Origin of the sequence: Chitinophaga skermanii, from assembly GCF_003259335.1 — a bacterium.
GTDB lineage: Bacteria > Bacteroidota > Bacteroidia > Chitinophagales > Chitinophagaceae > Chitinophaga > Chitinophaga skermanii.
Genome location: NZ_QLLL01000004.1, coordinates 374,150 through 387,871, shown reverse-complemented (window position 1 = coordinate 387,871; position 13,722 = coordinate 374,150). Strand labels below are relative to the sequence as shown.

The 13,722-nt window shown below is 43.3% G+C and carries 12 protein-coding genes; 6 read left to right on the top strand and 6 right to left on the bottom strand.

From position 1 onward, the window contains the following. Positions 1-179: 179 nt before the first annotated feature. The 6 genes from LX64_RS12290 to LX64_RS12265 all read left to right on the top strand — a co-directional run bounded on the left by LX64_RS12290 (position 180) and on the right by LX64_RS12265 (position 5,746). Positions 180-1,442: a dihydroorotase gene (locus tag LX64_RS12290; protein ID WP_111598155.1), complete on the top strand. Its 1,263-nt coding sequence runs from the start codon at positions 180-182 to the stop codon at positions 1,440-1,442. A 3-nt stretch (positions 1,443-1,445) separates the two neighbouring features. Continuing rightward, the gene (locus LX64_RS12285) at positions 1,446-1,958 is read left to right on the top strand and encodes a DUF4199 family protein (RefSeq protein WP_111597943.1); all 513 of its coding nucleotides are present in this window, start codon (positions 1,446-1,448) and stop codon (positions 1,956-1,958) included. A gap of 16 nt (positions 1,959-1,974) precedes the next feature. Beyond that, on the top strand, positions 1,975-2,931 hold the full coding sequence (locus LX64_RS12280) for a glycosyltransferase family 2 protein (protein ID WP_245952639.1): 957 nt from the start codon (positions 1,975-1,977) through the stop codon (positions 2,929-2,931). 123 nt (positions 2,932-3,054) lie between these two features. Further along, complete coding sequence (locus LX64_RS12275; protein WP_111597942.1) at positions 3,055-4,065, top strand: hypothetical protein; 1,011 nt, start codon at positions 3,055-3,057, stop codon at positions 4,063-4,065. Positions 4,066-4,082: 17 nt separating this feature from the next. Beyond that, positions 4,083-4,409 carry a hypothetical protein gene (locus LX64_RS12270; RefSeq protein WP_111597941.1) on the top strand — a complete coding sequence of 109 codons (327 nt, stop codon included), beginning with the start codon at positions 4,083-4,085 and terminating at the stop codon, positions 4,407-4,409. Positions 4,410-4,534: 125 nt separating this feature from the next. After that, a complete protein-coding gene (locus LX64_RS12265) occupies positions 4,535-5,746 on the top strand; it encodes a sterol desaturase family protein (RefSeq protein WP_111597940.1) in 1,212 nt (403 codons plus the stop codon). A 424-nt stretch (positions 5,747-6,170) separates the two neighbouring features. Here the strand turns inward: LX64_RS12265 and LX64_RS12260 are convergent, their stop codons facing one another. The 6 genes from LX64_RS12260 to rimO form a co-directional block, all read right to left on the bottom strand. Beyond that, on the bottom strand, positions 6,171-6,776 hold the full coding sequence (locus LX64_RS12260; protein WP_111597939.1) for a toxin-antitoxin system YwqK family antitoxin: 606 nt from the start codon (positions 6,774-6,776) through the stop codon (positions 6,171-6,173). A gap of 109 nt (positions 6,777-6,885) precedes the next feature. Further along, entirely contained in the window at positions 6,886-7,782 is an 897-nt protein-coding gene (locus tag LX64_RS12255) for a DUF4382 domain-containing protein (RefSeq protein ID WP_111597938.1), read from the bottom strand. A 178-nt stretch (positions 7,783-7,960) separates the two neighbouring features. Next, positions 7,961-8,122: a lmo0937 family membrane protein gene (locus tag LX64_RS12250; RefSeq protein WP_111597937.1), complete on the bottom strand. Its 162-nt coding sequence runs from the start codon at positions 8,120-8,122 to the stop codon at positions 7,961-7,963. Between the two features lie 75 nt (positions 8,123-8,197). Then, a complete protein-coding gene (gene glgB, locus LX64_RS12245; protein ID WP_111597936.1) occupies positions 8,198-10,207 on the bottom strand; it encodes a 1,4-alpha-glucan branching protein GlgB in 2,010 nt (669 codons plus the stop codon). 137 nt (positions 10,208-10,344) lie between these two features. Further along, positions 10,345-12,123, bottom strand: a complete 1,779-nt coding sequence (locus LX64_RS12240) for a DEAD/DEAH box helicase (RefSeq protein WP_111597935.1) — start codon at positions 12,121-12,123, stop codon at positions 10,345-10,347. Positions 12,124-12,214: 91 nt separating this feature from the next. Next, the gene (rimO, locus tag LX64_RS12235; protein ID WP_111598153.1) at positions 12,215-13,522 is read right to left on the bottom strand and encodes a 30S ribosomal protein S12 methylthiotransferase RimO; all 1,308 of its coding nucleotides are present in this window, start codon (positions 13,520-13,522) and stop codon (positions 12,215-12,217) included. Between the last annotated feature and the right edge of the window lie 200 nt (positions 13,523-13,722).

Here is a 13,722-nt window from a genome sequence, read left to right as displayed (position 1 = left end):
TATCAATCGTTTATGGGCTTTGCTGTATAGCGGTTTGGTACTGCGTTATAATTGCCAATCGTGATATACAAAGTATTCGGTGTGAAGGCTTTACCATTTTGGGAAAGGCTTCGTGTTTTCCCGGTTTTATACTACATTTGCGGTCGATTGGTTCTGAAAGTAAAGATCATTATCCTGCAATGCAAATACTTCTTAAAAGCGCAACAATAATCTCGGCGAACAGCTCTTTCAATGGGCAAACAAAAGACATTCTTATTTCCAATGGTACCATCCAACAAATTGGCGATCAGCTTTCTGCTGATGGTGCAACGGTGGTGGATGCCAAGGGCCTACACGTTTCGGCGGGTTGGGTAGATGTATTTTCCCATTTTAACGATCCCGGGACGGAATACAAAGAAGACTTACAATCAGGTAGCTTGGCAGCGGCGAAAGGCGGCTACACCACTGTGATGATTGTACCGAATACGCAGCCCGGCATTACCAGTAAGCCGCAAGTGGAATACGTATTAAGCAAAACCCGCCACGGCGTGGTGAACGTATTACCAATGGGTGCTGTATCGAAGAATCTCGAAGGCAGCAACTTGGCGGAAATGTACGAGATGCAACAAACCGGGGCCGTAGCGTTTACCGATGGTTTGAAACCGATACAATCGCCCGGCATTATGCTGAAAGCCTTGCAATATGTGAAGGCATTCGATGGCGTGATTGTACAAATCCCAGAAGATACCAGCATTTCTGGTCATGGTTTGATGAACGAAGGCGTGCAATCGACCCTTCTTGGAATGCCCGGTAAGCCGGCCATCGCGGAAGAAATGATGATCAAACGTGACTTAGAATTAGCAGATTATACGAACTCGCGCATTCACTTTACAGGGGTAAGCACCGCCAACAGCATCGCGTTAATCGCGGCTGCCAAGGCGAAAGGTATCCAAGTTACTTGCTCGGTTACACCTTACCACTTGTGCCTGAACGACGAAAGTTTACGCCAATACAATACGAACTTGAAAGTGAACCCTCCATTGCGCACAGCAGCAGACGTAGCGGCGCTACAGGCAGCCGTGGCGGATGGTACCGTGGATTGCTTCGCTACGCATCACTTACCACAAGATTGGGATGCGAAAGAAGTGGAGTTTGAATATGCAAAAGGTGGCATGATTGGGTTAGAAAGTGCTTTCGGTGTAATTCGTAAAGCCTTACCGAACGTACCGGTAGAGAAAATTGTGCATATGCTAACGGTGGCGCCCCGCGAAATATTCGGGTTGCCGGCGGTAAATATCGAGGAAGGTGCGAAAGCGAACCTTACCTTCTTCTTGCCAAATGAGCCATATACTTTTACGAAAGAGCATATCGGTTCTTTATCTAAAAACTCTTACTTCATCGGCGACACCTTAGTGGGTAAAGTATTGGGCATCTGCAACAATCAACAAATCTCGCGTAACTAAGCCATGAAAAGTAAAGTACATATAAAATTTGGGCTGGGTGCGGCATTAGTGGCTGCTATCTTGTTTTCTATTTTTTACTTCTTGGAGTCCCAAGAAAATGCAGGCGCCTTTAAATGGGCCTTCATCCTTGTAATGGCCGGCGGTATTTTCATGTCGTGCATGCAATATGTAAAAGTGAATGGGAAAGCCACCTTCGGCGAATTGTTCTCCAATGGTTTCCGTACTACAGCCGTGATCATTGTTATATTCTTGGCCTTCGTGATGGCGTGTGTAACGCTTTCCCCTACCTTGAAAACAAAGATCATGAACGAGGCGGCGCAAGCAAATGCGAGTACGCCTGCTACCACGGAAATGTCGGACGACGCTTTGAAGGAACAACAAGAACACGTATCGGCACAATTTATACCGTTTTTGTTAGCGGGTGCGTTATTGCCCATGCTTATCATTGGTGGTGTATCATCGGCCTTGGCTGCTATGGTAACCAAGAACAGTAACATTTCATCTTCTAAAAAATAATTAACCAGCTTTAGCAATGAGCATCAACATATCCGTTATCGTTCCCTTAAAAAACGAAGAAGAATCACTACCGGAACTCGCCGCTTGGATCAAGCGGGTGATGGACGACAATAAATACACCTACGAAGTATGGATGGTTGACGATGGCAGTACCGACGAATCTTGGGCTGTGATCGAACGCTTGGCTGCTGAAAATCATTGCATCAAAGGAATTAGGTTCCAACGCAACTATGGTAAGTCGGCCGCTTTAAGCGAAGGCTTCCGTGCTGCACAGGGCGACGTGGTGATTACCATGGATGCCGATTTGCAGGATAGTCCTGATGAAATCCCGGGCTTATACAACATGATTGTAGTGGATGGCTACGATTTAGTGAGTGGTTGGAAGAAGAAGCGCTACGACCCGATCATGAAAACCATTCCGTCGAAGTTCTTTAACTGGGCTACGACGAAAATGAGCGGCATTTACTTGCATGACTTTAACTGTGGATTGAAATCGTATAAGAAGAAAGTGGTGAAATCCATTGAAGTATACGGCGAGATGCACCGTTATATTCCCGTGATTGCTAAGTGGGCAGGCTTTAGAAAGATTGGTGAGAAAGTAGTAGAGCACCGTGCCCGCAAGTATGGCGTAACGAAATTTGGCTTGGAGAGATTTATTAACGGGTTCTTGGATTTAGCATCGATCATGTTCGTTGGTAAATTCGGGAAGCGCCCGATGCACTTCTTTGGAGCTTTGGGATCGTTATTCTTCTTTGTAGGATTCGGTATTGCATTTTACTTAGCATTTGAGAAGATCTTCCACGACCAGTATAAAATGACGGAGCGCCCGATATTCTATTTGGCCTTGTTGATCATGATTATTGGTTCGCAGTTATTCTTGACAGGCTTTATAGCCGAGTTAGTAACGAGAAACGCGGCGGATCGGAATACTTACTTAATAGAAGAAAAATTAGACAACGCGAACAAGGCATAACCCCCTTCGTTCCTACTATATTTACAGCCCATCTTTCAGTAGGTGGGCTTTTTTATACAATACCCACCACTATTTTACGTTAAAGCCTTATCCCTATTGTTCGAAAATCTTTATTTTACACGTATGATGTGTTCCAAGAAAATATTGCTATTAGTATTCATTTTATTTGTTTCTACCTATCCACTGCAAGCACAACGGATAACAGCCGCCAACCGTGCAGCCCTTAGGCAACACCAAGATACCTTGCAAGCCCTCAGCTATACATTGGTAAACGGGGTAAATATGGAAGACCGTATCGATGCGAATGACGCCTTCATCCCGGCCCTCGTACGTACCCTTAAAATTAAAAACTCTTTCTACTTCCAGCTCGATAGCGTAAAAACTGTATCGATCTTATACCCTAGCGATAGTACTTTCCGCATCTTTTCGTGGGCATTAGCGAAAGACAATGGCACGTACAGGCATTTTGGCGCTGTACAGATGAATACGAAAGACGGGGAATTGAAACTGTTCCCGTTGATTGATATGTCGGATTTTATCGTGAACAAAGACACCGTTACCAGCAACAAAGCATGGTACGGCTGTTTGTACTACAAAATTGTGCAACAACAATACTTCAATAAGCAATATTATACCCTCTTTGGCTGGGACGGTAACAACATCCGTTCACAAAAGAAACTGGTTGAAATGATTAGTTTCGACGGAGCCAACGGCGAACCTATCTTTGGTGCCCCCATGTTTAGTTTCGCGGAAGATACCGTGCGCAAACCAACCCGTAACCGCTTTATTATCGAGTACAAGAAAGAAGCAAACGTGGGCTTAAACTACAATACGGAGTTAGGCATGATTGTATACGACCACCTTATCCCGGAAGACAATGAGAAGGAAAAGCTGTATACCTACGTGCCCGATTTGGATTACGAAGGGTTTAAATGGAAAGCGGGCAAATGGGTGCATATAGAAAAGCCTTTCGATACGAAAGTAAAGCTGGGCGAAGTACCGTATGAAAAACCGGTTGACTTTAAAAAGAAACAAATCAAGAACATACAAGCGGAGGATGATTTTATGGAAACGCCGGGCAACAAGAAACCTGCACCCAAGAAAACGACGACGCCGAATAAGAAAAACAAGTAGCCAGGTAGCACAACAGCATGATCAAAGGAACAGTTACAGTCAATTACACGCTATTACCACAAGCCAAACATGTAGTAGCATCTCCCGCGTGCGCTGCACGCGTTGAATATGAATTAATTCCCAAAGCGGGCGAAGCCACCTTAGTGTGCGACGTTTTCTTCGATGAAGCCACGCTAAGCGGTAACAATGGATTTATGAACAAGCGCTTTTTCATTCATCACAAGCATGCATCACCTGGGCAGCCTATATTATGGCGTGGGTTTGAAAATGTAGCACATGATGATGAATACCAGTTGCTTTGCTTAATTGAAATAGAGATTAACAAGTCGCTCGTTTCTAGATAAAACTTCTTAAAGGCCTCTCTCCCAGGGGCCTTTTTTATGCCCTCTTACATTCATAAAAAAAATTAGCTGTGAAAGATTGAAAACTATATATTTGTCTACTAAACAGATAGACTAAATATATTGTTATGCCACCACTCAACCTAATTGCATTCTCTATTTTTGGTTTTCTCTTCTTTATAGGCGGAGAATATTTATTATCACGGTTCAAGGGCAAGAACTACTTTACGTTTGCCGAATCGATAGCCAACATGAACGCAGGTATTGCAGAGCGCTTGCTCGACATTTTTACAACAGGCTTATTTTTCTTTGTATTTAAGTACATCTACGAACATTGGGCATTTTTTCACATCCCGAATAACGTGGTTACCTGGTTTGCTTTGTTTCTTTTCACGGATTTTATTTGGTATTGGTATCACCGTTTTGGTCATGAAGTGAACATATTATGGGCAGCCCACGTGGTACATCACCAGAGCGAGGATTTTAACTACACGGTAGCAGCGCGGATTACGGTATTCCAGGCATTTGCGCGTTCTATTTTCTGGGCCTTTTTGCCTTTGATGGGATTTTCGCCGTATATGATTTCCGTGATGTTGCTTATACACGGGGTGTACCCTTTCTTCATTCATACGCGTACCATTGGGAAATTAGGCTGGTTGGAGTATATATTTGTTACGCCTTCGCACCACCGTGTGCATCACTCGAGTAACGAGCAGTATTTGGATAAAAACTATGGTGATGTTTTCATTATTTGGGATAAACTTTTCGGCACGTTTGCCAAGGAAGATGAACCTTGCCGCTATGGTTTAACAAAGCCGATTAATAGTTATAGCTTCTTGTGGCAGCACTTCCATTTCATTTTAGAACTGTATGTATCTTGCAAACGTACCAAGGGTTTCGGCGAAAAACTAAAGGTCGTATTCGGCAAACCGGATAAGGTGGATGAGAACATTCGACCTATTTTGGAGAAGCGCTGGTTGACCGGACCGCTTACTTCTGCGCCATATACGAAACTACAAAGGGTGTACATTTTTGCGCAAACGGGGTTAAGTATTGCCCTCTTGTTTTTCGCCACTTTATTCAGCGAGGAAATGCCGGTGTTATTGAATTGGTTGGTAGTCGTTTTCATTCTCACCAGCTTGGTAAATACAGGTGCCATGTTAGAGCAACGGGTTTGGGTGTTTTACTTGGAATATGTGCGGGTTGTGCTGATTCTTATTACGATCATTATTTACTTCCCGAATTTATACGTATTCGCTTCGGTATTATTCATCGCCGGGCTCATTACCTTTTACTTCAAATCGATCCAAGATTATTACGAGCGTTGGTTAATTAGTTGATAGCCGGCGTTTGTATTTTTTATGTAGCCATAGTTGCGTCGCACGCTTGTGCATGTGAGCGTTATTGGGGCGAAGCTCAATATAGCCACTACAGCAAAAGCGTGCGACGCAACTTCTTTTGCTAGTACTACAAAGGCCGGTTACATGATAAAACTAATAACAGGGCTGCTTTTTCAGTAGTATATGCTGGTTATAAAAACAGCACAAGCACTCATATTTGCAGCGTCTAAAAGTGGCATATAATTTTACGGGGTCGCACTGTTTCACGCACTTAACAGGGGAAGAATTCGAGGAATTTTTTGCTATTATTGACGTAAATAAGCTTGTTATTAGCTGTTGAATTTAAATTACTGAAACCCTCTATAAAAGAAGGTTCCAGCGTTTTTTACAAGAAAAATCGTGGCTATTGTAAACCACGAAGTATTTAGCCTTTCTTCTTTTTACCGGGCGCTGCCATTTCGTGAGGCAATGCTTTTTGTTTAGGTGTGGAAGAGGTAGGTGTAGTATCTTGGATGTTGGGCATGCCTTCAGGTGCTAGCTCGCCTCTTTTGTAATATTCGCGGATAGGGTTTTTACCTTCGTCGTCGTACACGGTCCAGAGTCCATTTTTCACACTTTCTACTTGTACGGGTACTGGTTGCCAGGACACTACGCCGGTTTGGGGATCTACCATGCGCACGGAATCCGTTGTGCTGGCTTGCGTAATGGCGAGGTAAGAACCTTCTGTAACAACTTTCCCATCGTGGTTATAATATTTTGCAGGACCATCTAGCATGTCGTTCTTGAATGTTTCGGAACATTTTAAGTCGCCGGAGTTGGTATACTTCTTCCACACCCCGTTCTTCTTACCATCTCTATAGCGCCCTTCCCAACTAAAACTTTTCTCTCCACGTACGCCGGGCATCTGCTCGATCCAAAAGCCATATTTCAAGCCTTTGCCATCTACTTGGTTTAATGGTTCGCCTTCTATTTGAGCGTAAAGGTGTTGTACCATGATGCATGTTAAAAATAGCAACAGGATTTTCTTCATCTGGGATAGGATTTAAATTTCGGTCGAATTTACTATAAAATTATTGCTTCCTATAACGAAAGAAGCCACTCATTAGTATGAGTGGCTGTACCTTTCTTTGTTTATATATCTACTTTTTGAGGGTAATGGTGGGCACTTTTGTTTCTTTACCGGCTTCTACTTTAATACCTGTTAAAGTAGTATCGTTATACCCGTTCGATGGGTTCACGAAAATGTTATAATCACCGGCTCTTAAACCACGTACTTTATAATATCCATCCCATCCCGGTAAAGCGTACATGGTATCGTTACCGTTGTAAACCGATAATATAGAATAAGCATCGCGTGGACTCACTTTACCAGATAAGCTACCGGTTTGTTTCATCGTCCATACTAAGATGTAAGGTTTCAATACAAACGTTCCGCGTTTAACTTCAACAATAGAACGTTTCACGTCAAAGTCTAACCATAAACGCATTTGATCAGTAGTATACTCTTCCCATTCGCTATGACGAACTTTTACAATCAATTTAGATTGACCGGTAATAGTTTTCACTGGGTAAGTAACATCATTTTTCACAAGTGAATTGTTGTTACCTATGGTGATCCTAATTTTGATGATGTAACCTTTGTGTGCAGGTCCATTTGCAAATAAAGTATCTACCCCGTTTCTCAATGTCAACAAATCATATACGCCCGGCCTAATTGCTAAAGTATCCCATACTTTACATTCATCTTCACGGCGACCATCATCCCAACCACAGCGATCATCATTGCCCCAACGGTCGTTATCACCATTGTCTTTCATACAAGTATCTACCAATACTTCCACGGCTTTAATATCGACATTCACTTTGTCGAACAAGCCTGGGTCGTCGGTTAAATAAATGCTGATTTTCTGTTTGTTTGCCGGGATGGTTTCATCTCTTCCACCAACGGAGTTGTCTTTACTACAAGCGTAGAAAACAACGGATAGTAAGCCCACAGCTAATACGGGCAGGCCGAACTTGCGGAACATGTTTTTCATGATAAAGAAGGTTTTAAAAAATAAAGATGATGGTGTTATGGTTTTTATAGATATCTACAACGTTGTGATAACAATCCTTATTGCAATACACAGCGAATTTAGATATGCCTACTGCAACAAGGTTTAACGACATGAAAAATAATTATTCAAGCTGGTGGAAACATCGTACATGGCAGGATTACGACGAAATTCTTCTAACTACTTTAATAACAAGCGAAATGATAGCGATAACAAGTAAAACATGTACAATTGCTCCCGTATTCCCAAACACATGAAAAAAGTACCCGGCGATCCATAATACAATGAATACAACGGCAATAAAATACAAGAGGTTACTCATACCAAGCTATATTTATCTTGATACGGCAATCATTGTACCACTTTTTCAAAGTTTTAACACCTAATTAGGTTTTTATTAACCTGCTACCGGTTTTAAGATCGATACCCCCAACGGCGGAATGGTGATGGCAATGGTATAATCTACCCCGTTGGCAGCTCCTTTGGAAGGTTGTATTACTTGCTTATTGATTACGCCACCACCGAAATAAGCTGTATCGTCGCTGTTGAGAATCTCTGTCCAGTCGCAACCCAATGGTACGGTAACGTGGTAATTATGACGAGCTATAGGCGTCATATTCAAAGCAATTAGCAGCGTATCTTTTTTATGTTTGCTTTTGCGGATGTAAATAATGATGCTGTGTTCATGATCGGTAATGCTGAGCCATTGGAATCCTAAAGGGTCGAACTGGGAAGTGTGCAGGCTGGGTTCTGCTTTGTATAAGTTATTCAATGCCTTTACATAACGCTGTAATCCCTGGTGAGATTCATACTGCAACAAGGTCCAGTTCAACTGCGTAGCATCGTTCCACTCGTGGGTTACGCCAAACTCGTTCCCCATAAACAATAGCTTCGTACCCGGGTGGGTAAACATATAGCCGTATAATAACCGCACGTTGGCAAATTTCTGCCAATCGTCGCCCGGCATTTTATAAAGAATAGGCGATTTGCCATGTACCACTTCATCATGGCTCAATGGTAACATGAAGTTTTCTTTAAAAGCATACATAATGCTGAAAGTCAACTCCGATTGGTGCCATTTCCTGAAGAACGCATCCCGTTTAAAATACTTCAGCGTATCGTTCATCCAGCCCATCATCCACTTCATACCAAAGCCCACGCCGCCTAAATGTACAGGCCTTGTAATGCCATCGTAGGTCGACGATTCCTCTGCAATTGTTTGTACCCCGGGAAAATACTGGTACACCGCTGTATTCAATTCTTTTAGGAACTGGATCGCTTCTAGGTGATCGTTACCACCGTATTGGTTGGGTTCCCACTGCCCTTCTCCCCGCGAATAATCCAATTGTATCATCGAGGCTACAGCATCTACGCGTAAGCCATCGATATGGTATTTATCGAGCCAATACAGGGCGTTGCTAATTAAGAATGACTTCACCTCGCTACGACCGTAATTGAATATATAACTGTTCCAATCGGGATGAAACCCACGGCGCATGTCGGCATATTCGTAGGTATGTTCCCCATCGAATTTGTAGAGACCGTGATCGTCGTACGGGAAATGCGACGGTACCCAGTCGAGCAATACGCCGATGTTATGTTGGTGGCAATAATCTACGAAGTACATAAAGTCTTGCGGCGACCCGTAGCGGGAAGTGGGCGCAAAATACCCCGTGATTTGGTAGCCCCAAGATGCATCGAGCGGGTGCTCCATTATGGGTAATAATTCGATATGTGTGAACCCCATTTCTTGTACATAAGGTACAAGCATGTGGGCAATTTCGCGGTAATTATAGAAAGTTTCGCGGTCGAAAGCATCGGGTCTGCGCCAGGAGGCGAGGTGTACTTCGTAAACGCTAAACGGGCTTTGAAGCGAGTTGTGTTTGGGGCGGTGTTTCATCCAGCTACCATCGTGCCAGGTATAGTCGAGGCCGGTGGTAATGCTGGCGGTATGGGGCCTTTTTTCGGCATGGAAGGCGTATGGGTCGGCTTTACGGAGTTCTTGGCCGTTATTGCTGCGGATATAGAACTTATAAAGCTGGTGTTCTAGCATGCCCGGGATAAAACCTTCCCAGATACCCGATTCGTCCCAACGAACGAAGAGTGTATGTTGATGAGGATCCCATTCGTTAAAGTCGCCAATAACCGATACGAAAGCTGCATTGGGAGCCCAAACAGCGAAATAAGTGCCTTGCACCCCTTCGTAGGTGATGGCATGGGCGCCAAATTTCTCGTAGAGCCGGAAATGTCGACCTTCTTTGAAAAGGTAGATATCGTGCGGGGTAAATAAACTGAATTGTTCCACGGCGGCTAATGGCCTAAAGGGTTCGTCGTGGATGGCCTGTTGTTGTAGCAAATCGGGTTTTACTTGGGGTGATGTTGTGTCTTTTTTTTTCGAAGCGGCCATAAGTTATTGATTGTTGGATGTTAATGCAATCCAAAATAAACAATTTCTTACAACGAACCTATAAAAAACAACAATGGAACCTTGTTGTATGCCTACAACGCGGTTCCATTGTTAAATATGATCTCGAACGGTTTATATTATTTTTTGTTCCTGAAAGAAGGACGGCGATCACCACCAAACTCTCTTCTTTCTCTGAAACCGCCTTTCGATTCGCCACCTTCAGATGAACCAGACCAAGAACGTTTGCGACCACCATCTTCACGACGGCCACCGCCACCACTTCTACGTTTGTCACCATCTTGCGACATTTCGATACGAACAGCTCTACCGTTACGTTCTACTTTCTTGAAGCTTTGTACTACTTTATCAACTGCATCGCTTTCAACTTCGAAGAATGAGTAAACACCTTTCAAGTCGATACGACCCACTTTGTTACCACGTAAGCCAGTGCTATCGCAGATGAAACGCAACATATCGCCACGTGTGAAATCATCTACAGAACCGAGGTTGATGAACAAGCGGGTGAACTTACCGTCGCTACGACGAGCACTACCACGTTCGCCACCTTCGCCTCTTACACGGCTATCTTCTTTCACGTTCAAATCAGCTGCATCTTGGTAGTATTCCAAGAATTGGTTGAATTCGAGAGAAGCGAAACGTTTGATCAACTCTTCTTTAGAAAGGTCAGCAAACTCTTCGTAGATGCGTGTTAAATATGGATCGATTTGTTCTTCGTTCACTACTACGTTGTGTACTTTGTGAACCATTGCGAACAATTGTTTTTCGCATACTGCGAAACCATCTGGCACTTCCGCTTTGATGAATTTCTTACCGATTACTCTTTCGATCTGGCGAATCTTACCGATATCGCGACCAGAGATGATGGCAATAGAAACACCAGAACGACCTGCACGGGCAGTACGACCAGAACGGTGTGTGTAGTTTTCAACGTCATCAGGCAATTCGTAGTTGATTACGTGCGTGATGTTATCTACGTCGATACCACGCGCTGCCACGTCGGTAGCCACCAATACTTGGATGGATCTTTCGCGGAAGCGTTTCATTACTTTATCACGTTGTTGCTGGGTGAGGTCACCATGTAAAGCATCAGCGTTGTAACCATCGCGGATCAAAGATTCTGCGATTTCTTGAGATTCGATTTTAGTTCTTGTGAAGATGATACCGAAGATTTCAGGGTTGAAGTCAACGATTCTCTTCAAAGCAGCGTATTTATCGCGTGGGCGAACAACGTAGTATTCGTGTTCGATGTTAGCGTTACCACTGTTTTTTGTACCTACTGTTAATTCGAAAGGATCTTCCATGTAGTTTTTCGCGATACGGCGAACTTCTTGTGGCATGGTAGCAGAGAACAACCATGTTGTTTTGCCTTCCGGGGTATTAGATAAAATGCTGTTGATGTCTTCTTGGAAACCCATGTTCAACATTTCATCCGCTTCATCCAATACAGCGTAACGTACATTGTCGAAATTAACGGCACCGCGATCGATGATATCGAGCAAACGGCCCGGTGTTGCCACTACAATTTGAGCACCTCTTTTCAACTCACGCAATTGCATACCAATGTTCGCACCACCATATACGGCAACGATGTTCACATCACCCAAAAACTTCGAGAAGTTTTTCAAGTCGTTTGCAATTTGCAGGCAAAGCTCACGTGTAGGACATAATATCAAACCTTGCGGCTTGTTGTTTTTAATATCTATCTGTTGTAATAACGGTAAACCAAAGGCAGCGGTTTTACCTGTGCCCGTCTGGGCCAAACCCACAAAATCTCTATCGCCTCCCAATAATACAGGAATAGCTTGTTCCTGGATCGGAGTTGGAGCAACGAATCCGAGCTCTTGGATTCCTTTTAAAATGGATTCATTTAATCCTAATGATTCAAATGTAGTCATTGATGTGTTTTGAAACAGGTTCCGTCGAGAACCTGTGATTATATACTAACTGCCGAATGCAGTGAGCTTTTCTTAAATATTCACCGAACACCTATACCAGTTCCCCTTCTAGGTCGTAGTCGAATGCTTTTGTAATACGCACCTCAACAAAATCGCCTGGTTTCAACTTCTTAGAAGTATTAATGATAACCTCGTTATCTACTTCCACCGAGTCAAATTCCGTACGAGCAAGGTAGCGGCCTGATTCTTTTTTATCTACAATTACCTTGAATACTTTACCTACCTTCTCCTGGTTCTTCTCAAGAGAAATTTCTTGTTGAACCTCCATGATTTCTTGGGCACGGCGTTCTTTTTCTTCGGCAGGTATATCATCTACAAGGTCGTATGCGCTTGTTCCTTCTTCATGACTGTAAGTAAATACACCTACCCTATCGAAACGCACTTCTTCAAGGAATGCTTTCACATCTTCTACGTCTTCCAGTGTTTCACCAGGGAAACCCGTGATCAATGTCGTACGTAAGCAGATGCCTGGCACTTCCGCGCGGATGGCATTTACAAGGTCGAGTATTTCTTTACGTGTAATTTGCCTTTTCATGGCCTTCAACATCGGGTCAGCGATGTGCTGTAACGGCATATCCAGGTAATTACAGATGTTGCTTCTATTCTTCATCACCTCCAAAATCTCCATCGGGAATTTCGTAGGATAAGCATAGTGCAAACGAATCCATTCAATACCTTTCACGTCTGCTAAAGCATTCATGAGGTCGGCCAAACGGCGTTTCTTGTAGAGGTCTAAACCATAATATGTTAACTCTTGTGCAATGAGCATAATCTCTTTTACACCCATTTTAACGAGGCGCTCTGCTTCTGCTACCAATTCTTCAATTGGCTTCGAAACGTGCTGACCACGCATTAACGGAATGGCACAAAAAGCGCATGTACGGTTGCAACCTTCTGCAATTTTCATATAAGCGTAGTGAGATGGCGTACTTAACATACGTTCACCTACTAATTCCGCTTTATAGTCGGCATCAAATTTCTTTAAGATCAATGGTAACTCCATGGTGCCGAACCATGCATCTACTTCCGGGATTTCTTTCTCAAGGTCGCCACGGTAGCGTTCACTTAAACAACCCGTTACGTAAACTTTATCCAGTTTACCTTGGCGTTTAAGATCTACTTGATCGAGGATCGTATTCACAGACTCCTCTTTGGCTTTGTCAATAAAACCACAAGTATTTACAACTACAACGTTATGGTCGCTCTTGCCACTCTCGTGTACAACATCGACATCATTAGCTTTAAGCTGTCCGCTTAAAACTTCAGAATCAACCATGTTCTTTGAACATCCTAGTGTAATGATATTTACTTTGTCTTTCTTTAAAGTTCTCGTCTTCAATAGCGTTGATTTATATGTAACCGGCCGATGAAGGTCCAGCATTGCTACCGCCACGAAGACACCCAGGCACGATTGGAAAAACAGCAGACTTACTGTTAGAAGTGTGACTTGAAGCCTTCTTGGGCTGTGTAAGGAAGGTGCAAAGTTAGGAAAAAATTGAATGCAACCCGCAATTATTTAAAGGATTATGAAAAATAACT